The following is a 16,107-nucleotide window of genomic DNA, read 5'->3' on the forward strand; positions in this document are numbered from 1 at the left end:
CCCGTTCGACAATTGGTTGAACTCATGGTAGCGTGCAGTTTCGTGCAACATCAAGAAATTTCGTGCAATGCCATGTTGACCAGCCAACGCAAGAAAGCAATTCTCGACGCCCTCAAGCGCGACGGACAGGTGCTCGCCGCCGAACTGAGCGCGCGCTTCGGCGTCTCCGAGGACACGGTGCGGCGGGACCTGCGCGAGCTTGCCGCCGAAGGGCTGCTGCAGCGCGTGCACGGCGGCGCGCTGCCCGCTTCGCCCGCAATCGCGCCGTTCGTCCGACGCGAGGACATGGAGTCGGAAGCGAAGCGGCGCATCGCGAGGAAAGCGGCGGAACTGATCGCGCCGGGGCAGATCGTGATCATCGACGGCGGCACGACATCCGCGCTGCTCGTGCGTCAACTGCCGGAAAATCTGTCCGCGACGATCGTCACGCATAGTCCGAGCGTCGCGGTGGCGCTCGCGCAGCACGCGTCGGTCGAAGTCGTGCTGATCGGCGGCAAGCTCTACAAGCATTCGATCGTTACCGTGGGCGCGGCCGCCGTCGAAGCCATGTCGCACATCCAGGCCGACCTCTATTTCATGGGCGTCACCGGCGTGCATCCGACAGCCGGCCTCACCACCGGCGATTTCGAGGAAGCGCATATCAAGCGTGCGCTCGCGGCGCGCGCGGCGGAAACCGTCGTGCTCGCGTCGGCGGCGAAGCTCAACGCGGCTTCCGCGTACAGGATCGGCGCGATCGAACTGGCGCAGACGATCATCGTGGAAGATGCGGCCGACGCGAAGCTCACCGAGCCGATCGAACGAGCCGGAATTACCGTGCTGCGCGCGTGAAATTCAGACACTTTGTTACCGAGTAACGCGCCGAAAAATACAGACTGATTCGTGTAATTGAAATTCTCCAGCAAAGGGAATAGCGTTCGAAGATGCGCCATGTCCAGTCGACGGCGGAGGTCGGATTTCCGTTACAGGCATCGACACAGCGAACAATTTTTTCTGGAGAAGGACGTGAATCGCCTCAAGGCTTTTATCGCGCTATCGCTGATTGCGAGCGCGGGCGTGACCGCCAATGCGCACGCCTGGTCGCGCGTCGGCGTATGGGTGGGCGGGCCCGTGTATTACCCGTATCCCGTGGCGCCGGCGCCGTATTACTACTATCCGCCGCCGCCCGTGGTCGTCCAGCCTGCCGCACCGACGCAGTATGTCGAGCAGGGCCAGCCCGCCGCCGATCCGGGCGCGCCCGCTCAGGAGCCCGGCATGTGGTACTACTGCGACTCCGCGAGGGCCTACTACCCGTATGTGAAGCAATGCGGCAACGCATGGCGTCCGGTTCCGGCAACGCCGCCGCCGTCGAACTGATGCTTTCGGCACAAAGAAATCCGATAACGAAGCGTATTCGCAAGAATCCATGAACTACTCAAGGCTTGCTCTTTTAGTGGCGGCAATCGGCGCGACCGGACTTTCGGCCTGCACCGTGATGCCCACCGGCCCCAGCGTGATGGCGCTGCCCGGCAGCACCAAAACATTCGACCAATTCCGCTCCGACGATGCCTCGTGCCGCCAGTTCGCGCTCAATCAGGTCGGCGGCGTGGACGCCAATCAGGCGGCGACCAACAGCGCGGTCGGCAGCGCGGTCGTCGGCACGGCGCTCGGCGCGGCGGCGGGCGCGGCGTTCGGCGGCGGCTCGGGCGCGGCCATCGGCGCGGGCGCGGGTCTCCTGACCGGCAGCGCGTTCGGCGTCGGCGCTTCGCAGGCATCGGGCTACAACGTGCAGCAGCGCTACGACTACGCGTATCTGCAATGCATGTACGCGGCCGGCGACAAGGTGCCGGTGCGCGGCGCGACGCGCATGGTTCAGCCTTCCGGCGGCGCGTACAGCACCACGCCACCGCCGCCGCCACCACCGCCGGGCTGGCAGCCGCCGCCCGGAACATACTGACGAAAAGTCGTCAATGCCGCACACGCCGGTCGTCACCGCCGGCGTTCAGCGGCGCATCGGGCACGAACGACGGCGCGACGAGCAGGCCCGTCACCCAGCCGATGTAAAACCGCAGGTCGCTCCAGAACTCCGATCGCTCATACACGCGAAACGCCTGCACGTGCGCAAGCCATAGCACGAGTTGCAGCGCGCCGGTCAGCACGAGCCACGCGAGCGCGATCACGCCGGTTGCGCGGGCGCAGCGCCTGAACGTGAACGCATCCCACTGTTCCCGCACGATGAGGCATCCCGCGATCAGCACGCCTATCGTGGGAATCGCGCTCGTCACGAGCACGTGCGCGCTCCAGCCGGATATCACGCCGACGAGAAAGCCGACGATGATCGATAGCGCCGCCGCCGGCCACGCGATCCACGCGGGCGCGCGCGCGGCCATCCACGCAATCGTGATGAAAAACGGCGTGATCGCCCATTGCAGCGCCTGCGCCACGGCTTTCACGAGGTTCTCGCTCGCCTGCTCGTTCGAGTGACTTGCCGCGACATACACGGTGATGGCCTCGTGCACGCACACGGCGACGATCGCGAAACTCAGCGCCTCGCACGCGGCGAAGGCGGGGGATTTCTCCGCGTGTTTGTGCGCGTCGGAGAGACCGCGCAGGCGTTCCAGCACCGGTTCGACGAAGAACGCGAGAATCGCGCCGATCAGAAGCGCGGCGGCGGCATCGGTCAGCGAGAAATGGCCGAAAAGGGAAAAGAGGCCTTGCCACAGAAATTCGGGCGCGGCCGCGCACACGGCCACCCACAGCGCGAAGAAGAACCCGTTCGAAGCACTTCTGAGCGGCATGGCCACCTCGATGCGTTTTTATTGTTCCGGCGGCGACGCGTCCTTCACGCGGTCGATCAAGGCCGTGCGCACGCGCTCGCGCAGGTCGGCGGGCATCGAGAAACATTCGTAGGCGAGCGCCTGCGCAACGGTCACGATCCGCATTTCCTCGTAGCGGCGTCCGCTTTCGATCATCGCTTCGAACGCGTTGGCGCGCTCGTTGAGTTCGATCGGATCGGCATCGACGAGCAGAACGGCGTGCGCGAGCACCGCGTAGAGCGGCTGGTCCGCGTCGCCGTGCGGCACGCGCCGCCAGTACTGCGCCGTGCCCGCGATCTTGCGGGCGTCATCGCCGGGGCCCCAGGCGAGATTGAAGCGGCCGTCGCAGAAAGAACCTTCTACCGCCTGCCAGTGCGTCAACACGCCGAGCGAGTTGAGCGCATCCGCGAGAATCCTGCACAGATGCACGTAGACGGTTTCGGACAGCGCGCCCATCGGCGCGTGCACGGGGTATGCGAGGCTCAGATTGAGCACGCCCGGACCCTGCGGAACGAGTCCGCCGCCCGACAAGCGCAGCCACACGGGGCAACCGCGCCGCGCGAAAGCCTCGCGCGCATCGGCGAGGGCGGCGTAACGCTGATAGCTGCGCGGCACGACCAGCGAAGCGGGCGCTTCCCAGACATGCGCGACGGCGTCGCCAGCGGCCGCGCGCGCGAGAAGCGCTTCTTCGGCATCGAGCGGATCGCCGGAAAGCGAGACGGGATCGATCAGTTGGAAGGGCATGGAATCGATGTGCGGGCGCGTCGGGAGCGACGCCATCCCAGCATGGTAGCCCAAGGTGGCCGATCACCGCGAAACACGAGCGCACCCCGCCGGGGGCCTTCTCCGGCGGGGCGCGTGCGCTCGGAGCGGGATCAGCCGCCCTTGCCCACGTGCTCCTTGAGCAACGCGTTCACCTCGTTCGCCTTCTCCATCTGGCTCATATGCCCGGCGTCGTCGAACACACGAACGGTCGCGCCTTCCGGCGCATTTTTCGCGTGCGTGGCGGGGATGATCTGGTCCTTGCCGCCCCAGATCACGAGCACCGGCTTGCCCGCCGCGGCCAGCTTGGCGCCTGGCTGCGCGCTCTGTTTTCCGCCCGCGAACAAGCCGCCGTTGAGCGATGTCAGCGCGTCGCTCACGCCGTCGAGCCGTTTGTACTTCAGCAGATCGTCGAGCATCTGACGGCTGACCAGCTCGGGATTCGCGAACAGCAGCTCGACCACCGGCTTCAGTTCGCGGCGCGATTCGGCGGTCACGAAACCTTCGGTGTACGCGTTGTTCACTTCATCGCCGAAACCGGCCGGCGAAATCAGCGATACCGACTGCACGCGCGCCGGCTGATCGACGGCCATCTGCGCCGCGATGCCGCCGCCCATCGAATGGCCGACGAGATGCGCACGCTCGATCGACACCGCGTCCATGAACTTGCCGACGAACGCGGCGAGATCGGCCAGGGTCGTGCCCGGCACTTTCGGCGTCGATTGTCCGTGACCCGGCAGATCGAGCGCGAATACGCGGTTCTTCTCGGCGAGCGCGTCGAGATTGAAGAGCCAGTTGTCGAGATCGCCGCCGAAGCCGTGGATGAACAGCACCGCCGGCCGGCTCGCGTCGCTACCATCGACATGGCCGCGCGATGCGTAGCGCACGCGGATGCCCTCGACATCGACGAAGTGATACGCCGCGGCTTCCTCGCCCTCTTCCTCATCCTCGGCGGGCGTCACGTAGGACGACACGTATGCGTCGATATCGGCGTCGCTCACCTCGGACGGCGCGAGCACGCCGAGCAGCGCCTTCACCGGCAGCGTATCGCCCGCCGATGCGACCCGCCGGCGCAGCAGACCCGCATCGGGCGCTTCGACGGCATTGGCGATCTTGTCGGTTTCGACATCGAGAATCGGCATGCCGACGGTGATCTCCGTGCCCTCCTCCACGAGCCACTCGTTGACCGTGCCTTCTTTCATCGACAAGCCCCACTTGGGCATCACGATCGGTGTGATTGCGGACATCAGTGCTTTCCTCCCTTCATGGTTTTTCGGGCGGCGTCGGCGATCTGCGCGGCGCTCGGAATGTACAGATCTTCGAGGGTCGGCGAGAACGGCACCGGCGTATGCGGCGCGCAGACCATCTGGATGCCGGCCTTCAGCGCGCCGAACGCCTGCTGCGCGACCTGCGCGGAAATATCCGTGGCAATGTTGCAGCGCGGATTCGCCTCGTCGACGACGACGAGCCTTCCCGTGTTCTCGACGGTCTCCAGCACCGTATCGAGATCGAGCGGCGAGAGCGTGCGCAGATCGACGACTTCCGCTTCGATGCCTTCTTTCGCGAGCGTGGCGGCGGCCTCCAGCGAGCGATGCACCATCAAGCCGTACGTGACGATCGATACGTCGCGGCCGTCGCGCACGACGTTCGCCTCGCCGAACGGAATCGCATACGAGTTCTCGGGCACTTCGCCTTCGAAGCCGTAGAGATTCTTGTGCTCGCAGAAAATGACGGGATCGTTGTCGCGGATCGCCTGGATCAGCAGTCCTTTCGTGTCGTACGGCGTCGACGGGCACACGACTTTCAGGCCGGGAATGTGCGTGAACAGCGATGTCAGCATCTGGCTATGCTGAGCCGCCGCGCGAAATCCCGCGCCGACCATCGCGCGAATCACGACCGGCGTTTCCGCCTTGCCGCCGAACATGTAGCGGAACTTCGCCGCCTGATTGAAGATCTGGTCGAAGCACACGCCCATGAAGTCGATGAACATCAGTTCCGCGACCGGGCGCATGCCGCACGCCGCCGCGCCGATCGCCGCGCCGACATACGCCGACTCCGATAAAGGCGTATCGAGCAGGCGGTCGCCGTGCTTCGCGTAAAGTCCCTTCGTCACGCCGAGCACGCCGCCCCACGCGTCCTTCTCGCCGTCCGCGCCTGCGCCGCCGACGATGTCCTCACCCAGCACGATCACGCTCGGATCGCGCGTCATTTCCTGATCGATGGCTTCGTTGATCGCCATCTTCATGCTCAGTTTGCGGGCCATGATGGTTATCTCCTCGATTCAGTATTTGACGTAGACATCGGTGAGCAGATCGGCGGCGCTCGGCAAAGGCGCGTCCTTCGCTTCCTGCACGGCGCGGTCGATCAGCGCGGCGACCTCGCGGTCGATCGCATCGAGTTCTCCCGGGGAGATCACATCGGCCTGCGTGACGGCGGCCGCGAACTTCTTCAGGCAATCCTTGTTCGAGCGGATATCGTCGATTTCGCCGGGCGCGCGGTAGGTCTGCGCGTCGCCTTCGAAATGGCCGTAGAAGCGGATCATCTTGCATTCGAGCAGCGCCGGCCCGCCGCCTTCGCGCGCGCGCCTGATGACTTCGCCCGCCGCTTCGTACACCGCGAAGAAATCGGTGCCGTCCACCGTCACGCCCGGAATGCCGAAGCCCGCCGCGCGATCCACGTAGCTATCGACCGCCGTGCCGTAATCGCGCGCGGTCGATTCGGCGTAGCCGTTGTTCTCGATCACGAAAATCACCGGCAAATTCCACACGGCGGCGAGGTTCAGGCTTTCGAGGAAAGTGCCCTGATTCGACGCGCCGTCGCCCGCGAACGTGATGCCCACTTCGCCCTTGCCGCGAAACTTCGCCGCGAGCGCCGCGCCGCAGATGAGCGGCGCACCCGCGCCGAGAATGCCGTTCGCGCCCATCATTCCTTTCGAGAGATCGGCAATATGCATCGAGCCGCCCTTGCCGTTGCACGAGCCGCCTTTCTTGCCGTAGATCTCCTTCATCATCTCGATCGGATCGACGCCCTTCGCGATGCAGTGGCCATGTCCACGGTGCGTGCTCGCAATGCGGTCGCCATCGTTCAGATGACTCATGATGCCGACGCCCGCCGCTTCCTCGCCCGCGTACAAATGCACGAAACCGGGAATGTCGCCGCGTCCGAAATCGACGTGCAGGCGCTCTTCGAAATCGCGGATCGTGCGCATCTTGCGATACACGGTCAACAGTTCGTCCTTGGAGAGCGGCAAGCCGCCCGCATGTTGCGTCGCTGTCATCTCTGTCTCCTTTGGTGTCTTCGGTGGGTGGGTCTAGCGGGTGTTGCTGCTGGACTGACGCATCAGTCCGGATGCCGCCGCGTAGCGCATGCACGCGGCGACATCGATGCTGCGAAAGGCGTTTTCCCTGAGCGTCACGGTGACGTCGTCGCCGGGGCCGAAGGCGAGTTCGCGTTCGCCGTCGAGCGCCACGATGCCGCTCGTCTGCTTGACGCGATGCGGCACGCCGTCGGCGAGGCGCGTCCAGTTCGCGATCGGCACGGCTTCGACGAGGCCGGGCGCGATCGGCGCGTGCAGTTCGAATTCGCACTCGCCCTGCTTGCCGAGTTCGATCGCGAGTCCGCCCTTGTCATGCCGTCCGAGCGGTTCCAATAAACCGGCGATGGCCGACATGCCGATCGCCTGCGGATCGGCGTAGGAGACGTAGACGGCGGCGAGCGTGTCGATCTTCCACAACGCCCGCGCGCCGATGAAACGCTCGTGCGAGATCACGGCATCGACGAGCGCGATGTCGCGGCGCACGCCGCCCTTCGCATCGCGGATCTCGATATCGAGCAGCTTGTTCGACGCGAGCGCTTCGCCCGGCGGAACGCGGCCCGTTGCGTACAGTCCCGTCGCGAGTCCCGAGATGGTCGGCTCGCGCATTTCCGGATACGCGTTGTTGGTGCCCGTCGAGAGCCCCGCGATCGGCACTTGCCCGCACTCGCGCACGACCGCGCGATGCGTGCCGTCGCCACCGAGCACGATGAGCGCATCGACGCCGGCGTCAAGCATCATGCGTGCCGCGCGAAAGGTGTCGTCGACGCGCGCGGTCACGGGCATATCGAGAAAATCGACGTGGGCGAGCGCGGCGTCCGGGCCTTGCTTGCGCGAAAGATGGCGCTGAAGCATGACCTTTAGGCCTTCGCGATCGGGCATCATCAGCACGCGCGAAGCGCCGCACGACGCGAGCGAAGAAAGCAGGCGCAACACGATGTTCACGCGATCCGCGAGTTGCAGGCTGTTCGCATTCGCGATGACGCGGCGGATGTCGCGCGCCGAAACAGGATTGGCGATGATGCCGACGAGCGGCGCCGCGCGCTCACGCATGCCAGTGTCTCCGTGCTGTGTTTTGTGCGGCGGATAAAGGCAAGCGCCATGCCAATCGAAGGACGCGTTTCGAGGCGTAAAAAGCGAGGGATTACCCGCGAAAAACGGGCGCTTCGGCGGGTGTACGGCGCGCCGCCGTGACAGGTGTCACAGCGGCAGGTGTATCGGCGGGGGTACAGGCGTATCGGGTGTATCGGGCGTTCAGTGGCCGTTCGCGTCGCGCTGATTCGGCGACTTGATGCCATGGCGCGCCATGCGCCGATACAACGTCATGCGGCTCACGCCGATCTGCCGCGCGACCGCGCTCAGGTTCCAGCTCGCCGCACGCAGATACTGCATCAGCAGCATGCCTTCGGGCGGCAGTCGATGCGGATCGAAATTCTCGATGACGACGCGCGGCGGCTCGACCTGCGCGGGCGCGCCGCCGAATCCTTCGGGCAGATCATCGACATCGATCGAACCGTTCGCGCACACCGCACGCGCATAGCGCAGCACGTTGCAAAGCTCGCGCAGATTGCCCGGCCACGCGTGCCGATGCAGCCGCTCGCGCGCCGCGGCCGAAAGCGTGAGCGCGCCTTCGAGGAATTTGTCGACGAGCCAGTCGAGATCGCTTCGCTCGCGCAGCGGCGGCAACGTGAAGCGCGCCCCGTTCAGGCGGTAGTAGAGATCTTCGCGGAAGCGTCCGTCTTGCATGAGCGCGTCGAGCGAATGATGCGTCGCGGAGATCACGCGCACATTGACCGATACGGGCCGCGACGCGCCGATCGCGAGCACTTCGCCCTCGGCCAGCACGCGCAGAAGCCGCGATTGCAGTTCGCGCGGCATGTCGCCGATTTCATCGAGAAAGAGCGTGCCGCCGTCCGCTTCCTGAATCAGCCCGCGCTTGGGCCGCGCGCCCGCGCCCGAAAAGCTGTTGGGCAGATGCCCGAACAATTCGCTCTCGATGAGCGTCTCCGGAATCGCCGCGCAATTCACCGCGACGAACGGTCCCGCGCGCCGTGCGCTCGCGCGATGCAGCGCCTTCGCGAAGAACTCCTTGCCGCTGCCGGTTTCGCCGTTGACGAGCAGGTTGATCGGCGAATCGACGAGCTTCGCGGCGCGCTCCAGTTGACGCGTGAGCGCGGCATCGCCGCCGCATAGGGCAGCGAGCGGCGCGGGCACTTCCACGCTGCGTGGCGAAGCCGCGTTCGTGGCCGGCGTGACGCACGGCGCGGGCGGCATCACGCTCAAGTAAAGCAGCGCGCCCGACTTCGCGAGCGGCACCGCGCGCAATTCGCTCGGCCGCGAATACACGAAGCGGCCCAGTTCTTCGATACGCGCGTCGAAGAGCGTGTCGAACGGCACGCCGAGCAACGACGCCGCTGCTTCTCCCGGCGCGATCGGCCGGCCGATTTCCGCCGCGAGCATCGCATGGGCGCGCCGGTTGTGTCCGACGATGCGTCCGCTCGCATCCAGCGCGATCAGATATTCCGGATTGACATCGACGAATTCCGGCGACGTGTTCAGCTTCAGAATCCAGTCCTGCCGATGCGTGCGCAGGAAGTTCGCGTTCTCGATGTGTCCCGCGTAGATGCGCACGAGTTGCAGCGCGAGGTTCTGGCTGTCGCGCGCTTGCGGCGACACGAGCGCGGAAATGTCGAGGATCGCGCTAAGCGCGCCGCGCGAATCGTAGAGCGGCGCGGCGGTGCACGTGAGCGGAATGTGCGTGGCGTCGAAGTGATCGATTTGATGGACGGTGAGCGCTTGCCCCGTAGTGAGCGCCGTGCCGACCGCGCACGTGCCCGCGCCCGCTTCGCTCCACTCCGCGCCGAGATAAAGCCCCGCGTGGCGCAGCGCGGAATCGGTGTTCGCATCGCCGATGTAATCGACCGTCACGCCGAGCGCGTCGGTGAGCAACACGACGTAGCCCATGCCCGCGACCTGCTCGTACAAGGTTTCCAGACCGTGACGCGCGATGCGCGCGAAATCGTCGATGCGCTGTTGATGTTCGCGCAGGCGCGTTTGCGGCAGGATGCGCGCCTCTTGCATGCGCGACGGATCGAGCCCGTACTGATGCACGCAACGCCGCCACGAAGACTGAATGATGCCGTCGTGCGTGCGCGCCGGACCGAGCGCGTCCGCCCGCGTGGTCGCCGCGACGACGGCCTCGATGTGCTCGCGTTGGCGCATGTCCATCGTGCTCTCCTTGGCGTTCCTGTGCCGCCCGCACGCGGATTTCACCGATTCGCACGAGCGTGTCTCAGGCCATATGATGCTCGAATCGGCAGAACGCGTCATGCGGCGATAGCGCTGCGCCGCAACATAAACGCCTGCTGATACCTCGGCGCATCAGAACGAAAATCAGGAGACGGCGGATGGCGAAGATCGCTTACGAAGACTTCGAGCGACAGGTTCTGCAGCATCACCTCATCAAGGGCAATGTGTACGAGAACGGCACGGCGCTCGTCGAACGCGCGAACAGATGGATTGCGGAGAATGGCGTCGATGTGCTGAACGTCGAGAGCCTCTCGACGTTCGGCGCCGGCGACGATACCAGCGTGAGCCACTGGTATTCGGGCATTCGCGTCTGGTATCGGATCGCGTAGAAGGCGCGCTCAGCCGCGGCCGACGAACGGCATCTTGGTCGCCATCACGGTGTGGAACAGCACGTTGGCTTCGAGCGGCAGATTCGCCATGTAGAGCACCGACTGGCCGACGATCTTCACGTCCATCATCGGCTCGACGGCGATCTCGCCGTTCGCTTGCGGCACGCCCTTCGACATGCGCTCGGACAGCTCGGTGAAGGCATTGCCGACATCGATCTGACCGACCGCGATGTCGTACTTGCGGCCATCGAGCGAGGCGGTTTTCGTGAGGCCTTGCACCGCGTGCTTCGTCGCCGTGTAGGCCGCCGAATTCGGGCGCGGCGCGCTCGCGGAAATCGAACCGTTGTTGATGATGCGGCCGCCCTTCGGCGTTTGCGCCTTCATCGTGCGAAACGCCTGCTGCACGCAATAGAACATGCCGTTCAGATTGATATCGACGACGTTCTTCCATTGCTCGGGCGTCCAGTCCTCGAACGGCCCGGGCGGATTCGACACACCGGCGTTATTGAAGAGCAGATCGACGCGGTTAAAACGCTCGACCGCCGCCTTGAACAGCTTTTCGACCGATTGCGGATCGGCGACGTCGGTCGGCACGGCGAGCGCGCGTTGCGCCGCGTTCGACTCGCCGATCACCGCTTCGAGCGGCGCGGGACGCCTGCCCGCGAGCACGACCGACCAGCCGTCGCCGAGCAGGGCCAGCGCCGCCGCGCGGCCGATTCCGCTGCCCGCTCCGGTAACGATCGCGATTCGTTGAGACTGGTTGGCTGCGTCAGACATGTCGGCGTTCTCCTGTTGTTATGCGCGCGACATACGCGCGCTGGGCGGGAGAACATTATCGACGATGAATCAGCGATTACGCGATGCTTCCGTCGTGAGTTGGCCAGCCGTCGTCGTATTGCCCGCGCTGCTGCCATTGCAGAAGACGGCGGTCATCAGCATCGGCACGATCTGTTTCACGACGGCCGTGCTGCCCGATTCGCGCACCTTCTCCTCCACCGTTTCCGCTGCGGCGAGCACCACGACGCCATAGGCGGAATCGTTGATCGGCTGGCCGCTGCCGCGCTTGAACATGTCGTCGCCCTGCTCGTAGCCAAGCACGGCGTAGACGCGAAAGCCATATGCCGTAAGCTCGCTGCCCTTCGCCGGCCTGAACGCGTTGACCGAATTCGCCTCGACGCGCATGGGGTGCGCCTCGATGGATTTGTCGGCGACGAGCGGCGCGATAAAGCTGTGCGCACTGGATTTACAGTCGAGCTGGCTTTCGAGAGGTGTCGCGTCGCAGAAGCTGGGCAGCAGTCCCCCGACCACGGCGGCAAATGCGGTGAGCGTTGCGAGAGGAGCGGTTTTCATGGCAGCGTAACCAACGGTTCGTCGGGCCGGCAACGGATTCCGGGCATCCGTACCGATGCAATAAGCGAGCCAGTGAACAGGCTCGCACGTCGCGTTTGCGCTGCATCATTCCCGCAAGGGCGTGGTTTCTTCGTTGTTCGTTGACTTCTTGACCTGAGGCGCTACGCGCAATCCTCGTGTTCGTACAGCGATTCCTACAATCGCTTTTGTAGTCGAGGTGAAGATAGATTCTGCGTTTCGACAGACCGCGTCTGTACGAGATCCCTCAATTTTTTCTCGTCGATGCGTCACCCGGATGACAGCGCGCGCGGTGATGTCTTCAGGCACGAATTCCGTGAAATCGTTATATTCGCCCGTTCGACCTCCGAGGACCTTACATGACCGCGCTTGCCGATTTCCCCATCACCCGCAAATGGCCCGCTCAGCATCCCGAGCGCATCCAGCTCTATTCGCTGCCGACGCCCAATGGCGTGAAAGTCTCGATCATGCTGGAGGAAACCGGCCTGCCCTATGAGCCGCATCTCGTGCGCTTCGACAAGAACGATCAGATGTCGGAGGAGTTTATGTCGCTGAATCCGAATAACAAGATTCCGGCGATCATCGATCCGGAAGGCCCGAACGGCGAGCCGATGCCGCTATTTGAATCCGGCGCGATTCTCGTCTATCTCGCGGCCAAAAGCGGCCAACTGATGCCCGACGATCTCGCGAAGCGCTACGAAACGCTGCAATGGCTGATGTTCCAGATGGGCGGAGTCGGACCGATGTTCGGGCAGGTAGGCTTCTTCCACAAGTTCGCCGGCAAGGACTACGAGGACAAGCGCCCGCGTGCGCGCTATGTCGCGGAGTCGAAGCGGCTGCTCGCCGTGCTCGACAAGCGACTCGACGGACGCGACTGGATCATGGGCGACGAGTACAGCATCGCCGACATTTCGACGTTTCCGTGGGTGCGCAATCTGATCGGCTTTTACGAGGCGCGCGAGCTGGTCGATTTTCATGAGTTCGAGAACGTCGAGCGCGTGCTCGATGCGTTCCTGACGCGGCCCGCCGTGAAGCGCGGACTGGAGATTCCGAAGCGCGACTGATCGCATGTCTCGCGCGATGCGCGGGCGTTGGTTTCCTTTCGTTGCTCGGGCGTGGGCGTTGGTTTGCCGTGCGTGAGCGCGTCTGTTGTTACACAAGGAAGCGTCGGAGCTTGGGAAGCACGACGGATGCGCGCCGCTGCCGATGCAATCGCGCGCATGACCGATTCAAGGTCGCGTTCAGATCGTGCAGATTACGAGCGTGATCGAATCCATTTCGTGTCAGCGAATCTGCTCGCGCTGAACGCGGTGGTCGAAGCGTCGCACGCGGGAGCGCTCGGGCGTGGCTTCGCGGTGGTCGTGGAAGAAGTTCGCGCCCTCGCGCGCCGCTCGTCGGAGCGGCGAAGCAAATCTCGCGGTTGACGCGCGAAATGAACGCGTAGGCGCGCGAGCTCGCCCAGCCCGTCCACGCGTTCCAGCTTTAGCCGCTTTCGTCGCGTCCGGCGCATTTTTTGCGACCGGTTCAGAATGGAACACGAAGCAACGCGCGAATTTCGTACGCCGGGTGAAATGCGTTACGCATCAATGCGTTGAGCCGGCGATGCTCAGGATATCCACATGCTTGTCCAGGGAAACTGTGGACAAGCATTCGTCCGTTTCCGGCCGCCACGAGTTCGCCCGACGCATTGTTCTTTCGATGCGGATCTGACGATGGTGACGCCAATGAATACCCTCTCCTGCTCTGTTTCTTCTCGCGCCTTTCCTCTTCGCTGCCCACGCGTGCGACGACTCCCCGCCGTCGCGGCGATCAGCATGATCTGCGTCGCGGCGCACGCGCAGACCCAATGTCCCGGCTACGTCGAAACCGAGGCCGGAAGCGCGTTCGATATCGCGTCGATAATCCGCGACGCCGGTTCGCCGCGATCCGCGCTCGACAAACTGCGCAGCGCGGTGGCAAAAGTCAACGCGGGCGGCGGATGCTCGATCTTCCGCGACCGGCTCGCCTGCGAGGAAACGCTCACGCTCGCGAACAAGGCCATCGTCGCGCTGCAGACGTGTTCGTCGCCAGGCACGCCTCGAAGCACGACCCACGGCTAATACCGTCGCACAAATGAAAAAGCGCGTGCCGCCAGAAACGGCGGTACGCGCTTTCGAGTTCGCCCGAACGCGAGTTCAGGCGGCCCGGAGGATCAGCGATCCAGGAAAGGACGCAGCTTGTCGGCGCGGCTCGGATGCATGAGCTTGCGCATCGCCTTGCTTTCAATCTGACGAATGCGCTCGCGCGTCACGTCGAACTGCTTGCCCAGTTCTTCGAGCGTGTAGTCCGACGCCGTGTCGATACCAAAGCGCATGCGCAGCACCTTCGCCTCGCGCGGCGACAACGCGTTGAGCGCATCGTCGATCGCGGCGCGCATGTTCGCATGCACGGCGGCATCCGCGGGGGACGCGGCGCCCTGGTCTTCGATCATGTCGCCGAGAGTTGCGTCGGCATCTTCACCGACCGGCGTTTCCAGCGACACCGGCTGCTTCGCGATCTTGAGAATGCCGCGGATCTTCTCTTCCGGCATTTCCATGCGCTCGGCCAGCACCGACGGATGCGCTTCCTGCCCGGTCTGCTGCAGGATCTCGCGCGAAATGCGGTTCAGCTTGTTGATCGTTTCGATCATGTGAACAGGCACGCGGATCGTACGCGCCTGATCCGCGAGCGAACGCGTGACAGCCTGACGAACCCACCACGTCGCATACGTCGAGAACTTCCAGCCACGGCGATATTCGAACTTGTCCACCGCCTTCATCAGACCGATGTTGCCTTCCTGAATCAGATCCAGGAACTGCATGCCGCGGTTCACGTACTTCTTCGCGATCGAAATGACGAGACGCAGGTTCGCTTCGATCATCTCGCGCTTGGCCTGACGCATCTTCAACTCGGCGGCCGTCATCTGACGGTTGATCTTCTTGAGTTGCTGAAGCGGCATCTCGAGCACGCCTTCGATGTCGATGAGCTTCTGCTGCTCTGCCTGAATCGCGGGCAGGCTGCGTTCGAGCGACGCGCCGTATTGCTTCGAAGCGCCCGATGCGCGCGACGTCCATTCGAGATCGGTCTCGTGACCGACGAACGATTCGACGAACTTTTCGCGCGGCATGCCGCAACGATCCACCGCGATCTGCAACACGCGACGCTCGATGTCACGCACCTGCGCGACCTGTTGCTGAACATTCACGCACAAGCGGTCGATGGTCTTCGCCGTGAAGCGGATCGAACCTAGCTCACGCTGGATTTCGGCGCGCGACTTCTCGACGGCCTTCGCCGCCACCGCGCCCGATCCCTTAGGATTACTGGCTTGTTCCGCCAACTCGCGCACGCGTGCGAAGATCTCCAGGCAATCGGCCTTCAGCTGCTTCAGACGCGCTTCGTTCGATGCGCCGGCATCGTCGCCGTCGAGATCGTCGTCTTCGTCTTCGTCGCTGCCGGATTCATCGGTCTCCGTATCGATTTCGACGGCGTCGCTCGTGCTCGTATCGGGAGCCGAAATCTCTTCTTCCGGCGTGTCGTCTTCCTTCAGGCCATCGATGAGTTCGTCGATTTTCAGCTCGCCGGCCTCGACTTGCGCCGCGTCCGCGAGAATGGTCGCGACCGTCGAAGGGCACGCCGCGATGGCCTGAATCATCTCGTGGAGGCCGTCTTCGATGCGCTTTGCAATGGCGATCTCACCCGCGCGCGTGAGCAGCTCGGTTGCGCCCATTTCGCGCATGTACATACGGACCGGATCGGTCGTGCGGCCGAATTCGGAATCGACGGTCGACAACGCGTTTTCCGCTTCCTCGTCCGATTGCTCGTCCGTGACCACGCTCGGGGCGGTATCGTTCAGCAGCAGCGTTTCGGCATCCGGCGCCTGCTCGTAAACGGCGACACCCATATCGTGGAACGTGCTGATGATGGTTTCCATCGCCGCCGTTTCAGCGAAATTATCCGGCAGGTGGTCGTTGATCTCGGCGTGCGTGAGATAACCGCGGTCCTTGCCCAACTGAATGAGCGCGCGCATCTGGCGCTGACGCTCTTCGTTTTGTTCGGCGGTCATTGCGACATCGGGCTGTATCGTGCCGGCCTGGCCCTTCCCTTTGTTCGCCCGACGGCCCGGTGCCTTGCGTGCCGGCGCGACGATATCCAGCTCCGAATCTTCCCGATCAAAACTTGCCATACTTTCTCCTCGACAGGTTTGCTCGGCGACGAC

The 16,107-nt window shown here is 64.2% G+C and carries 17 protein-coding genes; 7 read left to right on the forward strand and 10 right to left on the reverse strand.

The window, feature by feature from the left end:
• Positions 1-24: 24 nt before the first annotated feature.
• From AWB82_RS28965 to AWB82_RS28975, 3 genes are all read left to right on the forward strand, one after another.
• Positions 25-828: a DeoR/GlpR family DNA-binding transcription regulator gene (locus AWB82_RS28965; protein WP_086972758.1), complete on the forward strand. Its 804-nt coding sequence runs from the start codon at positions 25-27 to the stop codon at positions 826-828.
• Between the two features lie 174 nt (positions 829-1,002).
• Positions 1,003-1,353 carry a hypothetical protein gene (locus tag AWB82_RS28970; RefSeq protein ID WP_086972759.1) on the forward strand — a complete coding sequence of 117 codons (351 nt, stop codon included), beginning with the start codon at positions 1,003-1,005 and terminating at the stop codon, positions 1,351-1,353.
• A gap of 49 nt (positions 1,354-1,402) precedes the next feature.
• The gene (locus AWB82_RS28975) at positions 1,403-1,933 is read left to right on the forward strand and encodes a YMGG-like glycine zipper-containing protein (protein WP_086972760.1); all 531 of its coding nucleotides are present in this window, start codon (positions 1,403-1,405) and stop codon (positions 1,931-1,933) included.
• Positions 1,934-1,943: 10 nt separating this feature from the next.
• Here AWB82_RS28975 and AWB82_RS28980 read toward each other — a convergent pair whose 3' ends face one another.
• The 7 genes from AWB82_RS28980 to AWB82_RS29010 form a co-directional block, all read right to left on the reverse strand.
• Positions 1,944-2,774 (reverse strand): hypothetical protein, encoded by an 831-nt coding sequence (locus AWB82_RS28980; RefSeq protein WP_086972761.1) that lies wholly within the window; start codon positions 2,772-2,774, stop codon positions 1,944-1,946.
• 18 nt (positions 2,775-2,792) lie between these two features.
• Positions 2,793-3,536: a lipoyl protein ligase domain-containing protein gene (locus AWB82_RS28985; RefSeq protein WP_086972784.1), complete on the reverse strand. Its 744-nt coding sequence runs from the start codon at positions 3,534-3,536 to the stop codon at positions 2,793-2,795.
• A 131-nt stretch (positions 3,537-3,667) separates the two neighbouring features.
• Positions 3,668-4,801: an acetoin dehydrogenase dihydrolipoyllysine-residue acetyltransferase subunit gene (locus AWB82_RS28990; protein WP_086972762.1), complete on the reverse strand. Its 1,134-nt coding sequence runs from the start codon at positions 4,799-4,801 to the stop codon at positions 3,668-3,670.
• The gene (locus AWB82_RS28995; RefSeq protein ID WP_086972763.1) at positions 4,801-5,817 is read right to left on the reverse strand and encodes an alpha-ketoacid dehydrogenase subunit beta; all 1,017 of its coding nucleotides are present in this window, start codon (positions 5,815-5,817) and stop codon (positions 4,801-4,803) included. Before AWB82_RS28995 ends, AWB82_RS28990 begins: the two co-directional genes overlap by 1 nt.
• Before the next feature lie 18 nt (positions 5,818-5,835).
• Positions 5,836-6,831, reverse strand: coding sequence for a thiamine pyrophosphate-dependent dehydrogenase E1 component subunit alpha (locus tag AWB82_RS29000; RefSeq protein ID WP_086972764.1), 996 nt, complete (start codon positions 6,829-6,831; stop codon positions 5,836-5,838).
• A gap of 33 nt (positions 6,832-6,864) precedes the next feature.
• Positions 6,865-7,920 (reverse strand): ATP-NAD kinase family protein, encoded by a 1,056-nt coding sequence (locus AWB82_RS29005; protein WP_086972765.1) that lies wholly within the window; start codon positions 7,918-7,920, stop codon positions 6,865-6,867.
• A gap of 201 nt (positions 7,921-8,121) precedes the next feature.
• A complete protein-coding gene (locus AWB82_RS29010; RefSeq protein WP_086972766.1) occupies positions 8,122-10,095 on the reverse strand; it encodes a sigma-54-dependent Fis family transcriptional regulator in 1,974 nt (657 codons plus the stop codon).
• A 179-nt stretch (positions 10,096-10,274) separates the two neighbouring features.
• Here AWB82_RS29010 and AWB82_RS29015 point away from each other — a divergent pair, with 179 nt between their 5' ends.
• Complete coding sequence (locus tag AWB82_RS29015) at positions 10,275-10,505, forward strand: hypothetical protein (RefSeq protein WP_086972767.1); 231 nt, start codon at positions 10,275-10,277, stop codon at positions 10,503-10,505.
• 9 nt (positions 10,506-10,514) lie between these two features.
• Here AWB82_RS29015 and AWB82_RS29020 read toward each other — a convergent pair whose 3' ends face one another.
• Together AWB82_RS29020 and AWB82_RS29025 are read right to left on the reverse strand one after the other, a co-directional pair.
• Complete coding sequence (locus AWB82_RS29020; RefSeq protein WP_086972768.1) at positions 10,515-11,282, reverse strand: SDR family oxidoreductase; 768 nt, start codon at positions 11,280-11,282, stop codon at positions 10,515-10,517.
• A gap of 69 nt (positions 11,283-11,351) precedes the next feature.
• Entirely contained in the window at positions 11,352-11,855 is a 504-nt protein-coding gene (locus AWB82_RS29025; protein ID WP_086972769.1) for a hypothetical protein, read from the reverse strand.
• A 377-nt stretch (positions 11,856-12,232) separates the two neighbouring features.
• On the opposite strand from AWB82_RS29025, the gene AWB82_RS29030 reads away from it, so the two are divergent.
• The 3 genes from AWB82_RS29030 to AWB82_RS29040 all read left to right on the forward strand — a co-directional run bounded on the left by AWB82_RS29030 (position 12,233) and on the right by AWB82_RS29040 (position 13,972).
• Entirely contained in the window at positions 12,233-12,937 is a 705-nt protein-coding gene (locus AWB82_RS29030; RefSeq protein WP_086972770.1) for a glutathione S-transferase N-terminal domain-containing protein, read from the forward strand.
• A 216-nt stretch (positions 12,938-13,153) separates the two neighbouring features.
• Entirely contained in the window at positions 13,154-13,297 is a 144-nt protein-coding gene (locus AWB82_RS38560; protein ID WP_407643056.1) for a methyl-accepting chemotaxis protein, read from the forward strand.
• A 357-nt stretch (positions 13,298-13,654) separates the two neighbouring features.
• Entirely contained in the window at positions 13,655-13,972 is a 318-nt protein-coding gene (locus tag AWB82_RS29040) for a hypothetical protein (RefSeq protein WP_235023481.1), read from the forward strand.
• Positions 13,973-14,064: 92 nt separating this feature from the next.
• On the opposite strand, the gene rpoD is transcribed toward AWB82_RS29040, so the two are convergent.
• On the reverse strand, positions 14,065-16,074 hold the full coding sequence (gene rpoD, locus AWB82_RS29045; RefSeq protein ID WP_086972772.1) for an RNA polymerase sigma factor RpoD: 2,010 nt from the start codon (positions 16,072-16,074) through the stop codon (positions 14,065-14,067).
• Positions 16,075-16,107: the final 33 nt, after the last annotated feature.

The sequence above is a fragment of the Caballeronia glebae genome (assembly GCF_001545035.1).
GTDB lineage: Bacteria > Pseudomonadota > Gammaproteobacteria > Burkholderiales > Burkholderiaceae > Caballeronia > Caballeronia glebae.